Annotated in this window: 15 protein-coding genes; 10 read left to right on the top strand and 5 right to left on the bottom strand. The window is 63.3% G+C overall.

The features are described from left to right. Positions 1–63: 63 nt before the first annotated feature. The 3 genes from fusA to rpsL all read right to left on the bottom strand — a co-directional run bounded on the left by fusA (position 64) and on the right by rpsL (position 3,284). A complete protein-coding gene (gene fusA, locus JAB4_RS03420; RefSeq protein WP_070223447.1) occupies positions 64–2,169 on the bottom strand; it encodes an elongation factor G in 2,106 nt (701 codons plus the stop codon). 108 nt (positions 2,170–2,277) lie between these two features. Continuing rightward, entirely contained in the window at positions 2,278–2,748 is a 471-nt protein-coding gene (rpsG, locus tag JAB4_RS03415; protein WP_010394377.1) for a 30S ribosomal protein S7, read from the bottom strand. Between the two features lie 152 nt (positions 2,749–2,900). Then, positions 2,901–3,284 (bottom strand): 30S ribosomal protein S12, encoded by a 384-nt coding sequence (gene rpsL, locus JAB4_RS03410; RefSeq protein WP_010394376.1) that lies wholly within the window; start codon positions 3,282–3,284, stop codon positions 2,901–2,903. Between the two features lie 433 nt (positions 3,285–3,717). Between rpsL and JAB4_RS03405 the strand changes: the two genes are divergently transcribed. Then, complete coding sequence (locus JAB4_RS03405; protein WP_070223445.1) at positions 3,718–5,643, top strand: phosphoethanolamine transferase; 1,926 nt, start codon at positions 3,718–3,720, stop codon at positions 5,641–5,643. Positions 5,644–5,652: 9 nt separating this feature from the next. Here JAB4_RS03405 and JAB4_RS03400 read toward each other — a convergent pair whose 3' ends face one another. Continuing rightward, positions 5,653–7,218 (bottom strand): DNA mismatch repair protein MutS, encoded by a 1,566-nt coding sequence (locus JAB4_RS03400; protein ID WP_139143866.1) that lies wholly within the window; start codon positions 7,216–7,218, stop codon positions 5,653–5,655. A gap of 207 nt (positions 7,219–7,425) precedes the next feature. Here JAB4_RS03400 and JAB4_RS03395 point away from each other — a divergent pair, with 207 nt between their 5' ends. From JAB4_RS03395 to JAB4_RS03360, 8 genes are all read left to right on the top strand, one after another. Next, the gene (locus JAB4_RS03395) at positions 7,426–8,691 is read left to right on the top strand and encodes an efflux RND transporter periplasmic adaptor subunit (RefSeq protein WP_070223462.1); all 1,266 of its coding nucleotides are present in this window, start codon (positions 7,426–7,428) and stop codon (positions 8,689–8,691) included. A 34-nt stretch (positions 8,692–8,725) separates the two neighbouring features. Continuing rightward, on the top strand, positions 8,726–9,442 hold the full coding sequence (locus tag JAB4_RS03390) for an ABC transporter ATP-binding protein (RefSeq protein WP_070223441.1): 717 nt from the start codon (positions 8,726–8,728) through the stop codon (positions 9,440–9,442). A 9-nt stretch (positions 9,443–9,451) separates the two neighbouring features. After that, complete coding sequence (locus JAB4_RS03385) at positions 9,452–10,774, top strand: ABC transporter permease (protein WP_070223439.1); 1,323 nt, start codon at positions 9,452–9,454, stop codon at positions 10,772–10,774. A gap of 28 nt (positions 10,775–10,802) precedes the next feature. After that, entirely contained in the window at positions 10,803–12,041 is a 1,239-nt protein-coding gene (locus JAB4_RS03380; protein WP_070223437.1) for an FtsX-like permease family protein, read from the top strand. 28 nt (positions 12,042–12,069) lie between these two features. After that, complete coding sequence (locus JAB4_RS03375) at positions 12,070–13,422, top strand: sigma-54 dependent transcriptional regulator (RefSeq protein ID WP_070223435.1); 1,353 nt, start codon at positions 12,070–12,072, stop codon at positions 13,420–13,422. Between the two features lie 14 nt (positions 13,423–13,436). Next, entirely contained in the window at positions 13,437–14,753 is a 1,317-nt protein-coding gene (locus tag JAB4_RS03370; protein WP_227742088.1) for an ATP-binding protein, read from the top strand. A 238-nt stretch (positions 14,754–14,991) separates the two neighbouring features. Continuing rightward, on the top strand, positions 14,992–15,516 hold the full coding sequence (locus JAB4_RS03365) for an FxDxF family PEP-CTERM protein (RefSeq protein ID WP_070223431.1): 525 nt from the start codon (positions 14,992–14,994) through the stop codon (positions 15,514–15,516). Positions 15,517–15,575: 59 nt separating this feature from the next. Beyond that, entirely contained in the window at positions 15,576–16,355 is a 780-nt protein-coding gene (locus tag JAB4_RS03360; RefSeq protein ID WP_070223429.1) for a spermidine synthase, read from the top strand. Positions 16,356–16,370: 15 nt separating this feature from the next. On the opposite strand, the gene JAB4_RS03355 is transcribed toward JAB4_RS03360, so the two are convergent. Beyond that, complete coding sequence (locus JAB4_RS03355) at positions 16,371–17,843, bottom strand: PLP-dependent aminotransferase family protein (RefSeq protein ID WP_070223427.1); 1,473 nt, start codon at positions 17,841–17,843, stop codon at positions 16,371–16,373. A gap of 107 nt (positions 17,844–17,950) precedes the next feature. Between JAB4_RS03355 and JAB4_RS03350 the strand changes: the two genes are divergently transcribed. Continuing rightward, positions 17,951–18,607 (top strand): pyridoxamine 5'-phosphate oxidase family protein, encoded by a 657-nt coding sequence (locus JAB4_RS03350; protein WP_070223425.1) that lies wholly within the window; start codon positions 17,951–17,953, stop codon positions 18,605–18,607. Positions 18,608–18,617 lie beyond the last annotated feature (10 nt).

The following is an 18,617-nucleotide window of genomic DNA, read 5'->3' as shown; positions in this document are numbered from 1 at the left end:
CCTTAGAACAATGATTTAAATGTAGGGACCGGCATTCTCGTGAAAGCCGGCCCGGAACTTCTATTACTTAGCTTTCGAGCTTACGATTGCTTCAGTCACATGCTTAGGTGCTTCAGCATAGTGCTTGAATTCCATCGTGTAAGTCGCACGACCTTGGGTCGACGAACGCAACGATGTAGCGTAACCGAACATTTCCGACAGAGGTACTTCGGCCTTGATGATCTTGCCGCCACCGCCAGCAATTTCATCCATACCTTGCACCATGCCGCGACGCGACGACAGATCGCCCATCACGGTACCGGCGTAGTCTTCCGGCGTTTCCACTTCCACGGCCATCATCGGCTCCAGGATGACTGGCGATGCTTTGCGGCAGCCATCTTTGAATGCCATCGAAGCGGCCATGCGGAATGCATTTTCGTTCGAGTCAACATCATGGTACGAACCGAAGAACAGCGTGACTTTCACGTCAACGACTGGGTAGCCAGCCATCACGCCCGAAGTCAGCGTGTCGCGCACACCTTTTTCAACTGCAGGGATGTATTCGCGAGGAACGGTACCGCCCTTGATCGCGTCAACGAATTCGAAGCCCTTGCCCGGTTCTTGCGGTTCGATCTTCAGAACCACGTGACCGTATTGACCACGACCACCCGATTGCTTGACGAATTTGCCTTCCGACTCTTCGCACACTTTACGGATCGTTTCGCGGTAAGCCACTTGTGGCTTGCCGACGGTCGCTTCAACGTTGAATTCGCGCTTCATGCGGTCAACGATGATGTCCAGGTGCAACTCGCCCATACCGGCGATGATGGTCTGGCCCGATTCTTCATCGGTACGCACGCGGAACGATGGATCTTCTGCAGCCAGGCGGTTCAGCGCCAGGCCCATTTTTTCCTGGTCGGCCTTGGTTTTTGGCTCGACTGCCTGCGAAATCACCGGCTCAGGGAAGACCATGCGCTCCAGAACCACGCTGGCTTTTTCGTCGCAAAGCGTATCGCCCGTGGTGGTGTCTTTCAGACCCACAACGGCGGCGATGTCGCCAGCGCGCATTTCCTTGATTTCTTCGCGTTCGTTCGCTTGCATCTGCACGATACGGCCGATACGCTCTTTCTTCTGCTTCACGGAGTTCAACACCGAGTCGCCCGAATTCAGGGTACCCGAGTAGCAACGGATGAAGCACAACTGACCGACGAACGGATCGGTTGCGATCTTGAACGCCAATGCCGAGAATTTCTCATTGTCGTCAGCTGCGCGCTCGACTGGCTGCTCGTCGTCATCCAGACCTGGGACAGGCGGAATGTCGATTGGCGATGGCAGGTACTCGATGACCGCGTCCAACATGGCTTGCACGCCCTTGTTTTTAAAGGCGGTACCGCACAACATTGGAACGATTTCGCTGGCGATGGTACGCTGACGCAGAGCAGCCTTGATCTCGGCTTCCGACAGGTCGCCTTCTTCCAGGTACTTGTTCATCAGGTCTTCGGACGCTTCAGCAGCGGCTTCAACCATGTTCTCGCGCCACTTGGCAGCATCAGCGGCCAGGTGTGCAGGAATGTCGCCGTATTCAAACTTCATGCCTTGCGACGCGTCGTCCCAGATAACCGCTTTCATCTTGACCAGATCGATCACACCGGTGAAGACGTCTTCAGCGCCGATAGGCATCTGAATAGGTACTGGGTTCGCTTTCAGACGCGAACGCATCTGATCGTAGACCTTGAAGAAGTTGGCGCCGGTACGGTCCATCTTGTTCACGAAGGCCAGACGTGGCACTTTGTACTTGTTAGCCTGACGCCATACCGTTTCCGATTGTGGCTGCACGCCGCCGACTGCACAGTAAACCATGCAGGCGCCATCCAACACGCGCATCGAACGTTCCACTTCAATGGTGAAGTCAACGTGGCCTGGGGTGTCGATGATGTTGATGTGGTGCGCTGGGAAGTTGTTTGCCATGCCTTTCCAGAAGCACGTAACAGCAGCCGAGGTAATCGTGATACCGCGCTCTTGCTCCTGTGCCATCCAGTCGGTGGTGGCAGCGCCATCATGGACTTCGCCCAGCTTGTGGTTCACGCCTGTGTAGAACAGGACGCGCTCGGTCGTGGTCGTCTTACCTGCATCGATGTGAGCGGAAATACCGATATTGCGGTAGCGCTCAATGGGGGTCTTGCGGGCCATAATTAATCCTAAATGAATGGACAAAACCGAGCAGCATTTTTTTGCAAAAATGAGCCCGGCCTCGAACAACAGATGCTTGACAGCCGCCTTGCGGTAGCTGGCTTTATATTAGAAGCGGAAATGCGAGAACGCTTTGTTCGCTTCAGCCATACGATGGACTTCGTCGCGTTTTTTCATCGCGCCGCCGCGGCTTTCAGCCGCTTCCATCAGCTCACCGCCGAGGCGTTGTGGCATCGATTTTTCGCTGCGCTTGTTAGCAGCTTCACGCAACCAACGCATGGACAGAGCCATACGACGGACTGGGCGAACCTCGACCGGCACCTGGTAGTTTGCACCACCGACGCGACGGGATTTCACCTCAACCAGCGGCTTGGCGTTGTTGATTGCGGTAGCAAAAACTTCGAGCGGATCTTTGCCCGATTTTGCTGCGATGTGCTCGAAAGCACCGTAGATGATGTTTTCTGCAACCGATTTCTTACCGGACAGCATCAGCACGTTTACAAATTTAGCGACATCAGTGTTGCCGAATTTTGGATCTGGCAAAATTTCGCGCTTGGGTACTTCACGACGACGTGGCATATCAATTCCTTTCAATCTTCAGTTGAGCGCGCGTTCTTCGCACACTCGCGGACGACCATCATAGTCTTCCACTTACTCGACCAGATGCGGTCGACTACATTCACTTAGCTAGTTGCCACTGAGCGAAACTTGGGTTTGCTGCGTACAACTTATTACTTCTTGCCAGCTTTAGCGCGCTTGGTACCGTACTTCGAACGCGATTGCTTACGGTCTTTGACGCCTTGGGTATCGAGGGCACCGCGAACCATGTGGTAACGCACACCCGGCAAATCCTTGACGCGGCCGCCGCGCAACAGCACAACACTATGCTCTTGCAGGTTATGGCCTTCACCGCCAATGTACGAAATGACTTCGAAACCATTGGTCAGGCGAACTTTAGCGACTTTACGCAGAGCCGAGTTAGGCTTCTTTGGAGTCGTGGTGTAAACACGTGTGCAGACGCCACGTTTTTGCGGGCTGTTTTCCAGCGCCGGCGATTTGCTCTTCACGGTCAAAGCGACGCGTGGATTGCGAATCAATTGATTGATGGTTGGCATCGTTATAAATCCAACAAAAAACTACGATTAATAACCCGGGCAAGATGCCCGGCGACTAAAACCTCGTCCCGCTTTCATCTACTGCGCACCGGAGGCGCCCGCAGCCACTCGATAAGGAGCGGCCATGAAATGCCAAGTAATGCGTAAACGATGAGCAGAATAAAATCGAGAACTCGCTAGTTTAGACCTTGTGTTACAGGGGGTCAATCAGTTTACCGCTTTTTGCTATAAAAAAAGGCAAAGAACGGGGGTATTTGTGGCATTTTGACTAATTTTCGGCAGCGACGTACGGACGCCGCCACGCGCAAACGCTTGATGATTTGGCACTCTTTCCCTGCGACCAAGCATCTGGCACGCACATTCTTGTATGACCGCAAGACAACAAAAGGATTGATAATAGCGGACATTTTTCGCTGCCCTCCCGCCCTCCTTTATGCGCTCCTTGCTTCGCCCCGCCAATCTGTTCCTGCTCCTGACGTATGCCTTGCTGACGGCCGTGCCCTTCATCCCCACGCTGCTGGGGCGCGCGCTCGAGCATCCGTGGCAGATGCTCACCTTCGAGCTGCTGGCGTGGCTGGCCGTCTGGAGCGTGTTCCAGCGCCCCGCCTACTTCCACTGGCTGCTGGTGCCCGCCTTCCTGGCCCTGCCGACGGAAATCTACCTGTTCATCTTCTATGGCCAGGGCATTTCCACGCACCACCTGGGGATCATCTTCGAAACCAGTCCCAAGGAAGCGATGGAATTTCTCGGGCAAAAAGTATGGCTGATGGGCGCCGTCATGCTGGGCGTGATCGCCTGGTGCGCCCTGAGTTGGTATGCGGCCACGCGCACGCGCGACCTGGACTGGCGCGGCAAGACGCGCCCGGCCGCCTTCGTGCTGCTGATCCTGCTGGGCGGCTTCTGGTGGTATGGCTACGAATTCGGTTTCGAGGCCAAGGTGCTGCACAGCGCCCCCGCGTCCGCCAAGGCCAGCCATCCGGCGGCCAGCGGCAAGGCGGGCGCCTCCGGCTTCGGCGACGCCAGTTCGGCCGACGACGAGACGGCCGAGGAAGACGAAGAGAGCAGCAAGCCCGAGAACGCCAGCATCGCCGGCGCCGACGAGACGGGCCTGGGCTGGCCCAGCCTGCCCCACTGGGCGCGCCTGCCCTACGCCTTCGACACCGTCAGCAATTCCTGGCCCTTCGGCCTGGCCGCGCGCGGCTTCGATTTCTACAAGGAACGTCGGTACCTGGCCGAGCTGGGACAGAAAAGCAGCAGCTTCCGTTTCGGCGCGCACCAGCAACAGCCCGATCCCCATCCGGAAGTGGTGGTCATGGTGATCGGCGAATCGTCGCGCTACGACCGCTGGAGCCTGAACGGCTACGAGCGCGACACCAATCCCCTGCTGAAACAGGAAAATAACCTGGTGCCGCTGGCCGACGTCATCACGGCCGTTTCCGCCACGCGCCTGTCCGTGCCCGTCATCATCTCGCGCAAGCCGGCCACGCAAAGCCTCAAGGATGGCTTCTCGGAAAAATCCTTCCTCACCGCCTACAAGGAAGCGGGCTTCAAGACCTACTGGCTATCAAACCAGATCTCGTTCGGCCAATTCGACACGCCCGTCTCCGTATTCGCAAAGGAAGCGGACGTGGTGCAATTCCTGAACCTGGGCGGCTTTACCAACAGTTCGAATTTCGACCAGATCCTGTTCGACCCGTTCAAAAATGCGCTGGCCGACCCGGCGCCGAAAAAACTCATCGTGCTGCACACTCTGGGCAGCCACTGGAACTACAGCCAGCGCTATCCGAAATCGTTCGACAAGTGGCAGCCGTCGCTGTTCGGCGTCGACAAGCCCGTCTACACGGACACGGCCATCAAGCCGCAGCTGAACAACAGCTACGACAGCTCCATCCTGTACACGGACTGGTTCCTGTCGAACGTGATCGGCATGCTGAAGGATGACGGCCAGCGCACCGCCCTGCGCAGCTCGCTCGTCTACGTGGCCGATCACGGCCAGACCCTGTACGACGGCACCTGCCGCCTGGCCTTCCATGGGCACAACACGCAGTTCGAATTCCACGTGCCCGCCTTCGTCTGGTATTCGCCGCAATTCCAGCAGCATTATCCGGACAAGGTGACGCAGCTGCGGCGCCATCAGAAGGCGCGCCTGTCGACGGAAAACATGTTCCACACCCTGCTCGACCTGGGCGACATCCGCTTTGCCGGCGAACAGCCCGAATGGAGCATCGCCAGCCCCCGCTTCAAGCAGCACAAGCGCTACGTCGACAGCTACGGCTGGACCAACTACGACAACGCCATCATCCGCGGCGATTGCCGCGAAGTGATCGACAAGAGCACGCCGGAAAAGCAGGACAAGTAAGGGCGGCCATCACGCCCGTTCCAGCACGCCGCCGCAATCGGCCGGTTGTGCCATGTGCATGCTGAGCCAGTCGAAGACGCGTTCCTCCTTGTCTTCGATGGCGCTGTCAAAGCCCCGCTGCGCCAGCAGGGCGATGCCGTTCGTGGCCTGCAGCACGCCGGGCGCCAGCAGCAGCGCGCCCGCATCGTCGCGGCGCACGCACCACGGCGCCAGGCAGTCTTCCAGCAAGGGGCCCAGCACCAGGTTGTGCGACGAGACGATCACCAGGTGGCGCGCGGCCAGCGTATGCAGCACGGCGGCAGCCGCCGCCACGGATTCGAGGTGGTTCGTGCCGCGAAAAATCTCGTCGATCAGGAACAGCGCCGGCGCCCCCTCCTCGGCCAACGCCAGCAATTCGCGCGCGCGGCGCAATTCGGCGATGTACAGACTTTCGCCGCCATCGAGCGAGTCCTCGTTCTGCATGCTCGCATACACGGCCAGGCGCGGCACATCGGCGCTGTGCGCATGGCAAAAGCCAAAGGCCCGCGCGCAGACCAGGTTCAAGCCTATGCAACGCAGCAAGGTGCTCTTGCCGATACCGTTCTGTCCGGAGATGAAGCCCCCCTTGCCCTGCACGCCGAACGACAGCGGCGCGGCGTTCGCCAGCAGTGGATGCCGCATGCCCTGCAAAGCCAGGGAGCGCGGCGGCGCGGTGCCCGCCCAGCAAAACACGGGAGGCGCGCGCAGGTGCCGCGCCAGCGCCAGGTCCGCTTCCAGCTGCGCCACCTGGGTGAAGCTGTCGCGCAGAAAGGGCAGCTGCTGCGCCACCAACTGGCGCGTGCGGAAATAGCGCTTGATGTTTTTCAGCAGGAGCCAGTCGCCATATTCGACCAGTACCGTATCGATGAAGGGCACGTAGTGCAGCAGCGAGCGCTCGATGGCGCGCGTCAGCCTGGCCGCCTGCGCGCCGCCGGCGGCCCATGGCAAGGCTGCCGGTCCATCAAGCCGCGCCAGCGCGGCACGGGTTTTCAGCAGGAGGCGCAAGGTATCGAGCGTGCGCTCCCATTGCTTGGCGCTTTCGTAAAAACGCACCTGTACGGCCATCAGCGCGACACAGGCGGCCAGCACGCCAAACAGCGCCGGCCAGCCCACCAGCCAGGCGGCGGCGATGGCCAGCAACAGGGCCAGCGGCACCAGCCATAGCCAGGCGCTCCACCATGGCGCCGGTGCCAGCGCCGCGCCGAACAGGGTCTCGCTCACCTCTGTATCGGCCTGGCGCAAGGGCAGGCAGGCGCGCTCCAGGCTGGCCACTTGTGCCGGGTCGTCCAGCAATCGCCGGACGCGCGCGACAGAGGCCGGATCGGCCTGGCCGCCGCTCAGACGCCGGTGCAGCTCCTGCTGGCCGAAGATGCCGGTCTCGCGCGCCAGCTGCGCCGCATACTGGTCAAGCAGCAGCTCGTCCCAGGTCTGGCCATCGAGCGATGGCGCCTCGCCCGTCAGCCGCTGCAGCATCGCCACGTCGCTGCGCGCGAAAGGATAATCGAGCGCCGGCGCGAAGGCGCTGGCAGGGAAAAGTTGCTGGAGGAACGGATGCATGGCGCCTGCGGAGGAGTCGATGAAGGGAATGCCACAGCAGATGCAGGCGATTGCCAATTTATCAAGTGCCGCCTGCGCACGCGGACATGCCGGACGGCACGGACACAACGGACAGCCGGACGCCCGAATTTTTTCCCATTCAAATCAACGACTTAATCATTGGCATGGATCGTGCATTGGAAAAGTCATCCTTCACGAGACATGACCATGATCCGCGATACCTCCTCTCAAGACGCCGTACTGTCCGCCCCGCCGGGCCAGCGCCGCAGGCAACGCGCCCTGCTGCTGGCCGGCGCCGTCATCGTCATCGGCGCCGCCGTCGCGGTCGTTGCCGGCTGGCGCAACAGCGAGCATTCCGTCAACGCCAGCCGCCTGCGCATCGCCGACGTCACGCGCGGCACCCTGATCCGCGACGCGGCCGTCACGGGCCGCGTGGTCGCCTCGATCAGCCCCACCCTGTATTCGACCACGGTGGCCACCGTCACGCTGAAAGCGAAGGCGGGCGACACGGTGAAAAAGGGCGACATCCTGGCCGTGCTGGAGTCGCCTGATCTGTCCGACGCCCTCAAGCGCGAGCAGTCGAGCGTGCAGCAACTGGAGGCGGAAGTGGCGCGCCAGCAGATCCTGGCCAAGAAGCAGAAACTGCTGGCGCGCCGTGAAGCCGACACGGCCGAGATCGAGCGCCTGTCCGCGCAGCGCACCCTGGAGCGCTATGAGAGCGTGGCGCAGGTGGGCATCATCGCCAAGATCGATTACCAGAAGGCGAAGGATGCCTTGAATTCCGCCGATATCCGCAGCAAGCACGCGTCGCAGGCGGCGGGCCTGGAAAGCGAAGACGTGACCCTGGCGCTCAAGACCAAGGTCAACGAACTGGAACGCCAGCGCCTCGTCCGCGACAACGCCCAGCGCAGGGTCGACGAGCTGACCGTGCGCGCGCCCGTCAACGGCTTCATCGGCACCCTGTCGGTGGCCAACCGCAGCGTGGTGCAAGCCAATACCGCCCTGATGACGCTGGTCGACCTGTCGCAGCTGGAAGTCGAGCTTGAAGTGCCGGAAACCTATGTGGCCGACATGGGTCTGGGCATGCGCGCCGAGATCGAAACGGGCACCATCCGGGCGACCGGCAAGCTGTCGGCGCTGTCGCCTGAAGTAGTGAAAAACCAGGTGCTGGCACGCGTGCGTTTCGACGGCGCGCAGCCGGCCGGCCTGCGCCAGAACCAGCGCGTGGCGGCGCGCCTGCTGATCGATGAAAAACCGGGTGTACTGATGCTGGCGCGCGGCTCCTTCGTCGAAGCCGAAGGCGGCCGTTTCGCCTACGTCGTGCGCGATGGCGTGGCGATGCGCACGCCGATCAAACTGGGCGCAACCAGCGTAGCGGTCGTGGAAATCCTCGACGGCTTGAAGCTGGGCGACAAGGTGGTCGTCGCCGGCACGGAAAACTTCGAGAACGCGGCCCGCGTCTCGCTCAACTGAATCTCACTCATCTCACCCCACAAGAGGCCCCGCCATGCTGCGCATGCACAACCTGAGCAAAGTCTACCGCACCCACATGATCGAAACCCACGCCCTGCGCGGCTTCGACATCCACGTACAACAAGGTGAATTCGTCACCGTCACAGGGCCGTCCGGCTCGGGCAAGACGAGCTTTCTGAACATCGCCGGCCTGCTCGAGGAATTCACCGACGGCGAATACATCCTTGACGGCGTCAACGTCAGGGGCATGGACGACAATGCCCGTTCGCGCCTGCGCAATGAAAAGCTGGGCTTCATCTTCCAGGGTTTTAATCTGATTCCCGACCTGTCGCTGTTCGACAATGTCGACGTGCCGCTGCGCTATCGGGGCTTCAACCGCGCCGAGCGCAAGGAGCGCATCGAGGACGCGCTGGCCAAGGTGGGCCTGGCGTCGCGCATGAAACACTATCCAGCCGAACTGTCGGGCGGCCAGCAGCAGCGCGTGGCGATCGCGCGCGCGCTGGCCGGGTCGCCCAAGCTGCTGCTGGCCGATGAACCGACGGGCAACCTGGACACGCAGATGGCGCGCGGCGTGATGGAGCTGCTGGAAGACATCAACGCGCAAGGCACCACCATCCTGATGGTCACGCACGATCCGGAACTGGCGCTGCGCAGCCAGCGCAACGTGCACATCATCGACGGCCAGGTGTCGGACCTGGTGCAGCACGGCGCCTCGCTGTCGGCCAGGCCGCAGCACGCCGCGACCGCGTAAGGAGAGACCATGTTCCGCTACTATTTCACGCTGGGCCTGCGCAGCCTGCGCCGCAACCGCGCCCTGACCGCGCTGATGGTGCTGACCCTGGCCGTCGGCGTGGCCGCCAGCGTGTCGACCGTCACCATCCTGCATGCCATGTCGGGCGACCCGCTGCCGCACAAGAGCGACCGCCTGTTCGTGCCGATGATCGACGTCGTCCCCTTGAAAAGTTATGTGCCGGGCGCCAAGCCCAGCTTCGGCCAGTCGCAGCTGGCTTACACCGACGCGAAGAATTTCATGGCCAGCAACATGGGCGTGCGCCGCACCGTCATGTACGGCGTGGCCGGCCCGGTCGAGCCAGCACGCACGGATATCGGCGCCTTCCAGGCCCAGGGCCTGGCGCCCACGCGCGATTTCTTCGCCATGTTCGAAGTCCCCTTCCTGTATGGCCAGCCATGGAGCGAAACCGATGACGCCAGCGGCGCCGACATCATCGTGCTGAGCCGCTCGCTGGCGGAAAGACTGCTGGGTACGGTCAATCCCGTGGGCCGGCGCGTGACGGTACTGGGACAGTCCTATCTGGTCAGCGGCGTGCTCGATCACTGGAATCCCGTGCCGCGCATACACCGCATCATCGGCAGCAAGGGCGCCTTTGGCACGGAAGATGAATTCTTCATTCCGTTTGCCAGCGCCATCCGCCATGAAACGCGGCATGACGGCGGCATGGCCTGCAGCGGCGTCGAACGCGGCCCCGGCTTCCAGGGCACCCTGGCGTCGGACTGTACCTGGCTGCAGTTCTGGTTCGAGATGGAAAACGCGGGCCAGCGTGGCGAGCTGCAGGCATATCTCGACAGCTATGCTGCCGAGCAGCGCAAGCTGGGCCGCATGCCGCGCCACGCGCCCAACGCGCTGTACAACGTCAAGGAATGGATGGTGTTCCTGAACGTGGTCGACAACGACAACAAGCTGGCGGCCTGGCTGGCCTTCGGCTTCCTGCTGCTATGCCTGGTCAATACCATCGGCCTGCTGCTGGCGAAGTTTTCCGTGCGCGCCAGTGAAGTGGGGATCCGCCGTGCGCTGGGCGCCACGCGGCGCGACATCTTTCGCCAGTTCCTGATCGAGACGGGCGTCATCGGCCTGGCCGGCGGCGTGCTGGGCCTGCTGCTGGCGTATGCAGCGCTGGCCGTCGTGCGTTCGCAATCGAATGAACTGGGCACCGTGGCGCACATGGATATCCCGATGCTGCTGCTGACGTTTGCCGTCTCCGTGCTGGCCGCCCTGCTGGCGGGGTTGCTGCCCACCTGGCGCGCCTGCCAGGTGACGCCGGCGATACAGCTCAAATCCCAATGACATTCACCGTACCGCAATGAGGTTCAACATGGAAATCCGTCCCATCCTGTCGGCACTGATGCGCAGCAAAACCGGTGCCGTACTCGTCGCCGTGCAGGTCGCCATCAGCCTGGCCATCCTGGCCAACGCCCTGCATATCGTTAACCTGCGCCAGGCGATCGCCGCCCGCCCCACCGGCGTGGCCGCTGAAAACGACATCTTTTATGTCAACATCCAAAGCATGGACAAAGGCAGCCACCAGCGCCAGCTGGCCGACCAGAAACGCCAGGCTGCCTTGCTGCGCAGCCTGCCCGGCGTGCTCTCCGTGGCGCAGACCTCGCAGGCCGTGCTGTCGCGTTCCGGCAGCAGCACCAATGTCTCCATCAAGCGTGGACAGCCCACGGCCAGCGCCACCACGTCGATGTATTTCACGCCTGACTCGCTGGTCAAGACATACGGACTCAAGCTGGTGGAAGGCCGTGATTTCCATCCCGACGAGGTGCTGGAAATCGATGAAAAAGTCGATGAGACCTTTCCCAAGGTGGTCATCGTGACGCTCGCCGCAGCGCAAAAGATCTGGCCTGGCGAAAGCAGCTTTGTCGGTAAGACCCTGTTCAACGGCACCGGCGACGATGACGACGAAATGCGCGTGATCGGCGTGGTGGAGCGGTTGCAGACACAGGTCGGCCAGGTCAGCGCGCATGGCGAGCATTCGCTGATCCTGCCGGCGCGCCTGACGGGTTCGCGCGACTCGCTGCTGTACGCCGTGCGGGCCGAGCCTGGACAGCGCGACCGCCTGATGAAGGAGGCCGAGCAAGCCATCCGCAACGCCACCAGCGAGCGCCTGCTGGTACGCACGGACACCTTGGAAAAGCACCGCACGTCACGCTACCGGGCCGACCAGGGCCTGTCCTGGATGCTGATCGCCGTATCGACCCTGCTGCTGCTGGTGACGGCCAGCGGCATCGTCGGCATCGCCAGCCTGTGGGTGACGCAGCGCAGGAAGCAGATCGGCGTGCGGCGCGCACTGGGCGCCCGCCGCGTCGACATCCTGCGCTACTTCCTGACCGAGAATTTCATGATCACCAGCGCCGGCGTGGCGTGCGGCGTGCTGCTGGCCCTGGGCTTGAACCAGCTGCTGGTAAGCCAGCTGGAAATGGCGCGCCTGCCGCCCGGCTACCTGCTGGCCGGCGCGCTCGTGTTCTGGCTGCTGGGCCTGGGCGCCGTGTACGGCCCGGCATGGCGCGCGGCCAGCATTTCGCCGGCCACTGCCACCCGCAGTACCTGAGCCGGCACCTGAGTGATATGCTGCGCGCATGCCTACCGTACTGATTATTGACGACAATGCCGCCGTGGCCATCGCGCTCGACGTGCTGTTTTCCCTGCACGAGATCGACGCCGTGCGCGCCGCCTCGCCCGAGGAAGGCTTGCGCCTGCTCGAGCGCCACGCCATCGACCTGGTGGTGCAGGACATGAACTTCACGGCCGACACCACGTCGGGCGAGGAAGGCAGCGCGCTGTTCCACGCCATCCGCGCGCGCTACCCCGACCTGCCCGTGATCCTGCTGACGGCATGGACCCAGCTCGACGCGGCCGTCGACCTGATCAAGTCCGGCGCGGCCGACTACCTGGCCAAGCCCTGGGATGACCGGCGCCTGATCGCCAGCGTGCAGAACCTGCTGGAACTGGGACAGGCCAACCGCGCGCTGCGCCAGCGCGTGCTGTCCGAACAGCGCCAGCGCCACGCCCTGGAACACGACTTCGACTTGCGCGGCATGGTATGGCAAGACCCGGCCACCGAAAGAGTGGTGCACTTGGCGTGCCAGGTGGCGCGCGCCGACGTGCCCGTGCTCATTTCGGGGCCGAACGGCAGCGGCAAGGAACGCATCGCCGCCATCGTGCAAGCCAATTCCCAGGTCGCCGGCGGCCCCTTCGTCGTGCTCAATTGCGGCGCCGTTCCCGTGGAGCTGATCGAGGCGGAACTGTTCGGCGCCGAGGCCGGCGCCTATACCGGCATCACACGGGCGCGCGACGGCAAGTTCGACGCGGCCGACGGCGGCACCTTGTTCCTCGACGAGATCGGCAACCTGCCGCTGGCCGGACAAATGAAACTGCTGCGCGTGCTCGAAACGGGGCGCTTCGAACGCCTCGGCTCGAACCGCGAGCGGCAAGTGAAAGTGCGTGTCATCAGCGCCAGCAATGCCGACCTGCCGGCGATGATCAAGGCCGGCACGTTTCGCGAAGACCTGTTCTACCGCCTGAACGTGATCGAACTGCGCCTGCCGCCGCTGGCCCAGCGCCCGCTGGACATCCTGGTACTGGCGCGGCATTTTCTGGGCGGCGAAAAAACGCTGGATGCGCAGGCGCAGGCTAGTTTGCTGGCCCACGGCTGGCCGGGCAATGTGCGCGAACTGAAAAACGTCATGCAGCGCGCCAGCCTGCTGACGGCCGGCCCGGTGATCGGCGCGATGGAAACGGGCTTGCCGCTGGCCGGTGCCACATCGCCGCGCGCGCCGCAGGATGCCGGCGCGGCGGAACCGGACCGCGACAGCGTCACCGCGGCGCTCGCGCGCGCGCACGGCGTGGTGGCGCAGGCGGCGCAGGAACTGGGACTGTCGCGCCAGGCCCTGTACCGGCGCATGGAGCGCCTGGGCATCGCGCGCGGCTGATGGCAGACCGCCCCATGCGTCTTTCCCTGCTCACGCGCTGGACGGCGCTGATCGTCACATTGCTGGTGCTGGGCATCGTCATCGCCCTGCTGCTCGCGCATTTTTTGCCAGGCCAGCCGCTGCTGGTGCTGGCCGGTACCCTGCTGTGCGTGCTGCCGGTGGCCGTCATTACCATCCGCGCGCAGCTGCAGGCGATGCTGTCGCTGTTTCGCGCCTTGAGCGGCACGGTCGCCAGCTACCAGGACGGCGACTTCGGCTTCAGCCTGCGCTGGCCGCAGAACGATGAACTGGCCGACCTGGTGGCGGCCCACAATGCGCTGGGCGACGTGCTGCGCAAGCAGCGCCTGGACCTGGTGCAGCGCGAACTGCTGCTCGACACCATGGTGCAAAACACGCCGGTGGCCATGCTGCTGGTGGCCGAGGGCAGCGCCATCGTCTACGCCAACCTGGCCGCGCGCCAGCTGCTGCACCACGGGCGCCGGCTCGAAGGGCATCATCTGGCCGACATAGTGCGGCAGGCGGCGCCGGCCCTGGCCGAAGCGCTGGCGCGCCGCAACGACGGCTTGTTTACCAGCGGCGAAGGGGAACAGGAAGAGGTGTACCACCTGGCGCGGCGCAGTTTCAGCCTGAACGGGCGCAAGCACGAACTGCTGCTGCTGCGCCAGCTGACGCTGGAGCTACGGCGCCAGGAAGTGCAAACCTGGAAAAAGGTCATCCGCGTCATCAGCCATGAGCTCAACAACTCGCTGGCGCCGCTGGCCTCGCTGGCCCATTCCGGCGCCGAGCTGGTGCGCCGCGGCCAGACGGAACGCCTGCCGCAAATCCTCGCCACCATCGAAGAGCGCACGCGCCACCTGGAAACCTTCATCCTCGGCTATGCGCGTTTTGCCAAGCTGCCCGCGCCGCGCCTGGCGCCATGCGAATGGCAACCCTTTCTCGACAGCCTGGCCTCGCAAGCGGCCTTCACGCTGGACGGTCCGCCTCCCGCGCAGGCTGCCGTGTTCGATGCGGCGCAAATGCAGCAGGCGCTGCTGAACCTGCTCAAGAATGCGCTGGAGTCCGGCTCCAAGCTCCAGCATATCGGCCTGCACGTCAGCCAGGCGCAAGGGCAGCTGCGCATCGAAGTGAGCGACCGCGGGCCGGGCATGAGCGGCGCCGTGCTGGAAAACGCGCTGGTGCCGTTTTATTCCACCAAGCGCAGCGGCACGGGACTGGGCCTGGCCCTGGCGCGCGAAATCGCCGAAGCCCATGGCGGGCGCATCACCCTGGCCAACCGCGAGGACGGCGGCCTGGCGGTGACCTTGATTCTTCCCTTACTCGACAGAAATTAGTTCCTTGTGTAACGATCTTTAAATCACATCACCCGCAATTATTTTTCAGTGCAATATTGATAATTATCATGTCAAATATTGCAACCACACGGGCGCCATGCCCGTGTGTTAGAAATAAGCTATTTGAGTTTGCATAATGATATCAAAATAACTAATTGACAATGACTAGTCTCGGCGATAATTTATCAACGCGGTACGGTTTTTTTGAAACATTAATCGTTTTTTCGCGGGGATCAATATGAAATTAAAATCACTCATCGCAGCGGCAGTCCTGAGCGCTGCTTCCATTGGCAGCGCCAGCGCCACCGCCTACACAGTCAACCTCGTCAATACCACGGGCAATCTGTGGACCAGCGGCTTCAGCGCCGTTCCCAGCCCGCTCGGCGACTTCACCGATACGTTCACGTTCACGCCCAACGCGACCTTCGGTTCAACCGCGCAAGCCTTCCTGGCCAACCTGTCCGTCACGGGTTCGGACAGCTCTTCCATCAGCTTCAGCAGCGCCAACCTGAATGGCATCGGCCTGACGGGGTTTGGCAGCCCCACCCCCTTTGGCTATGCCCAGGGCGAAGTCCTGGCGCCTACAAGCCTCCTGTTCAACGGCCCGCTGGTCCTCACCGTCATCGGCAATACCAAGGGCGGCAGCTATGGCGGCGTCTTCAATCTGAACCTGGCGCCCGTTCCCGAACCGGAAACCTATGGCATGCTGCTGGCCGGCCTGGGCATACTCGGCTTCCTGGCGCGACGCCGCAAGCAATCTTGAGCGCTCTAACCAAAAGACGCCACGGCGTCTTTTTCTTTGGCGGCTGCTAAACTGGCGCCATGACGACCGACTTTATCTCCACCAGCAACACCGCTTTCAGCCACCCGGGCCACCCGCCCGCCACCACCACCGAACACCGCGGCATCCGCTACCTGCACCTGGGCACCAAGTGGGTGCAGGGCGCCATGCGCCTGGACAAACCTGACGCCATCGAGCTCGAGTACGTGCAGATGATGATGATGTGGATGCTGTTCAAGACGCAGCCCAAACGCATCGTGCAGCTGGGTCTGGGCAGCGCCGCGCTGACCAAGTTCAGCTACCGCCGCTTTCCCGACGCCACGGTCACGGCCATCGAACTCAATCCGAACGTGATCGCCATCTGCGGCGCCCAGTTCGCGCTGCCGCCGAACGATGCTCGCCTCGACGTGCGCGAAATGAATGCGCTCGACTTCGTGCTCGACCCGGCCAACCACGGCACGGTCGACGCGCTGCAAGTGGACCTGTACGACGAAGACGCTCGCGGCCCCGTGCTCGACACGCCCGAGTTCTACCAGGCCTGCTTTGACTGCCTGACGGACGACGGCATCATGTGCACGAATGTCTTCGGCGACTTCCCCAACTACGACAAGAACTTGCAGGCGATGGAACTGGTCTTCGACGCCGTCGTCTGGGTGCCGGAAATGGAAGATGAAAACATCGTCGTGCTGGCCTTCAAAAAATCGCCATCGCTCGACTTCAGCGAGCTATATGAACGCGCCGCCACCATCAAGAAACAGTTCAACCTGCCCGCCAAGAACTGGGTCAACGGCTTGAAGCAGTGGATGCAGGATCAGCAGTAAGGCGGTAGCGCCGCATCACGCCGGCAGCAGCGCGCCCAAGCGGCGCGCCAGGCCATCCATGTTCTCGGCCGGCACCTGCGCATAACCGAGCAGGAAACCGCTCCAGGCCGCCCCGTCTCCCGTGCCATGCGCGGACAGCGCCAGCGCCACGATGCCGTCCTGTGCGGCGCGGCGGCTCAGCGCCAGGTCATCCCATGCGCTATCGTGAAAACGCAGCGCCAGGTGCATGCCGGCCGTGCCGCCATGGATGGCCGCGCCCGCGCACGCATGGCGCCGCAAGGCCTCGCTCAAGGCGTCGCGGCGCTGGCGATACAGGCGACGCATGCGGCGCACGTGGCGCGCAAACAGGCCACTGCGCAGGAACTCGGCCAGCGCCAGCTGCTCGGCGACGCGGCCCCGCGCGGCGCCCTGCGCCTGCATCTGCGCGAAGGCGCCGGCCAGCGCGGCCGGCACGACGATAAAGGCGATGCGCAAGGCGGGGAACATGGTCTTGCTGAAAGTGCCCAGATACACGACGGGCGCGTCGGCCACCAGTCCCTGCATGGCCGCCAGGGGCGGTCCGCCATGGCGAAACTCGCTGTCGTAATCGTCTTCGATGATCAGCGCTCCGGCCGCGCGCGCGCGTTCGAGCAGCGCCATGCGGCGCGCGGGACTGAGCACGCTGCCCGTCGGATACTGGTGCGACGGCGTCGTGTAGATCAGACGCGGCGGCGTATCGCGCCAGTCGGCGTCCGTCGGCGCGATGCCATCGATGTCGACGGCGACGCCGGTCACCTGCAAGCCGGCGCCACGGCCCGCCGCCAGCGCGCCGCCATAGCCGGGATGCTCGATCCACAAGGTGTCGCCCTGGTCGGCAAACGCGCGCAGGCAGACATCGAGACTGCTCTGCGTGCCGTCCGTGATGAACACCTGGCCCGCATCGCAGACGACGCCGCGCGCGGCGCGCAAATGGTCGGCGATGGCCATGCGCAGCTGGGGCTCGCCGGAAGGGTCGCCGTAATTGAGCTGGCGCGGCGTCAGCGCGCGCCACGCGCGGTCCAGCATGCGCCGCCACTGCGCCAGCGGAAATGCGTCGAGCGCCGGCACGCCAGGCGCGAACGCGCCCATGGCGTCGGCGGGAAACACCAACGCCGCGCTGGCATCCTGTCCTGACACGCCGCGCAAATGCCGGGCGCGGCGCGACAAGCCATCCTGGCCGCCGCTCACTGGCGACGTCACCGGCATGCCGGCGCCGCCGGCGACGACGGTGCCGCGCCGGTCCGGCAAGACAAACCCTTCGCTGGCCAGCTGCTCGTAGGCATACAGCACGGTATTGCGCGCCACTCCCAGTTCGGCCGCCAGCACGCGCGTGGCGGCCAGGCGCGTGCCCGGCGCCAGCTGGCCGCCGCGGATGGCCGCGCGCAGGCATTCATGCAGCAGGCGCTGGCGCGGCCAGCCCCGCTCGCGGTGCGTGCGCTCGAACGCGCCCAGCAGCAAAGCGAAATCCATGCGTCCTTTCATCGTGGCTCTATATTATTTGGCAGTTCTGGATCTTTTTTCAGGGCCAGATGCCGATTATAGTGCGGCCTGCTTCTTCAACCAACCGGATTCCCGCCATGAACGCTACCGCCCTGCCTCCCAGCCCCCGTACCCGCGTGCGCCGCGTCGCCGAACTGGCCAGCTACGAGCAAGCCGCCCTGTACGCCATCGTCGATGCCGCCTACCTGTGCCATATCGCCTTCCACGACGACAAGGGCAGCCATTGCATCCCGACCGCCTGCTGGCGCATCGATGGCCACCTGTACATCCATGGCTCGAACGGCAGCCGCATGCTCAAGCGTTTGCAAGAGAGCGACGTCTGCGTGACCATCACCCATCTCGACGGCCTGGTGCTGGCGCGCTCCGCCTTCAATCACACGATGAACTACCGTTCGGCGATGGTGTACGGGCAGTTTGAAAAAGTAAGCGATATCGGCCGGCAGCATGCGGCCATGGACGCGCTGATGGAAAAGCTGGTGCCGGGACGCCTGGCGCACGTACGCGGCGGCAGCGCCAAGGAATACGCGGCCACCACCGTGCTGCGCATTGCGCTCGACGAATATGCCGTCAAGCAGCGCCAGGGCGGCCCGCTCGACGACGCGGACGACATGGCGCATGCCGTCTGGACGGGCGAACTGCCCTTTACGCACGGCCGTGGCACGGCCATCGCCGATGCGCTCAACACCTGCGAGTTGCCCCCGTATGCCGCCGCCTGGGGGACGGAATCCGCTTGACCGGCCGGCG

The organism is Janthinobacterium sp. HH102 (assembly GCF_001758625.2).
Taxonomy (GTDB): domain Bacteria; phylum Pseudomonadota; class Gammaproteobacteria; order Burkholderiales; family Burkholderiaceae_D; genus Janthinobacterium.
Note: the sequence above shows the minus strand (reverse complement) of the source record. Positions and strands in the feature narration are given on the sequence as shown.

Bases quoted from the DNA above. Each gene is read 5' to 3' on its own strand.
- rpsL (WP_010394376.1), bottom strand. From the start codon at position 3,284: ATGCCAACCATCAATCAATTGATTCGCAATCCACGCGTCGCTTTGACC.
- JAB4_RS03385 (WP_070223439.1), top strand. From the start codon at position 9,452: ATGTTCCGCTACTATTTCACGCTGGGCCTGCGCAGCCTGCGCCGCAAC.
- JAB4_RS03390 (WP_070223441.1), top strand. From the start codon at position 8,726: ATGCTGCGCATGCACAACCTGAGCAAAGTCTACCGCACCCACATGATC.
- rpsG (WP_010394377.1), bottom strand. From the start codon at position 2,748: ATGCCACGTCGTCGTGAAGTACCCAAGCGCGAAATTTTGCCAGATCCA.
- JAB4_RS03395 (WP_070223462.1), top strand. From the start codon at position 7,426: ATGATCCGCGATACCTCCTCTCAAGACGCCGTACTGTCCGCCCCGCCG.
- JAB4_RS03350 (WP_070223425.1), top strand. From the start codon at position 17,951: ATGAACGCTACCGCCCTGCCTCCCAGCCCCCGTACCCGCGTGCGCCGC.
- JAB4_RS03370 (WP_227742088.1), top strand. From the start codon at position 13,437: ATGCGTCTTTCCCTGCTCACGCGCTGGACGGCGCTGATCGTCACATTG.
- fusA (WP_070223447.1), bottom strand. From the start codon at position 2,169: ATGGCCCGCAAGACCCCCATTGAGCGCTACCGCAATATCGGTATTTCC.
- JAB4_RS03375 (WP_070223435.1), top strand. From the start codon at position 12,070: ATGCCTACCGTACTGATTATTGACGACAATGCCGCCGTGGCCATCGCG.
- JAB4_RS03360 (WP_070223429.1), top strand. From the start codon at position 15,576: ATGACGACCGACTTTATCTCCACCAGCAACACCGCTTTCAGCCACCCG.
- JAB4_RS03365 (WP_070223431.1), top strand. From the start codon at position 14,992: ATGAAATTAAAATCACTCATCGCAGCGGCAGTCCTGAGCGCTGCTTCC.
- JAB4_RS03400 (WP_139143866.1), bottom strand. From the start codon at position 7,218: ATGCATCCGTTCCTCCAGCAACTTTTCCCTGCCAGCGCCTTCGCGCCG.
- JAB4_RS03380 (WP_070223437.1), top strand. From the start codon at position 10,803: ATGGAAATCCGTCCCATCCTGTCGGCACTGATGCGCAGCAAAACCGGT.
- JAB4_RS03355 (WP_070223427.1), bottom strand. From the start codon at position 17,843: ATGGATTTCGCTTTGCTGCTGGGCGCGTTCGAGCGCACGCACCGCGAG.
- JAB4_RS03405 (WP_070223445.1), top strand. From the start codon at position 3,718: ATGCGCTCCTTGCTTCGCCCCGCCAATCTGTTCCTGCTCCTGACGTAT.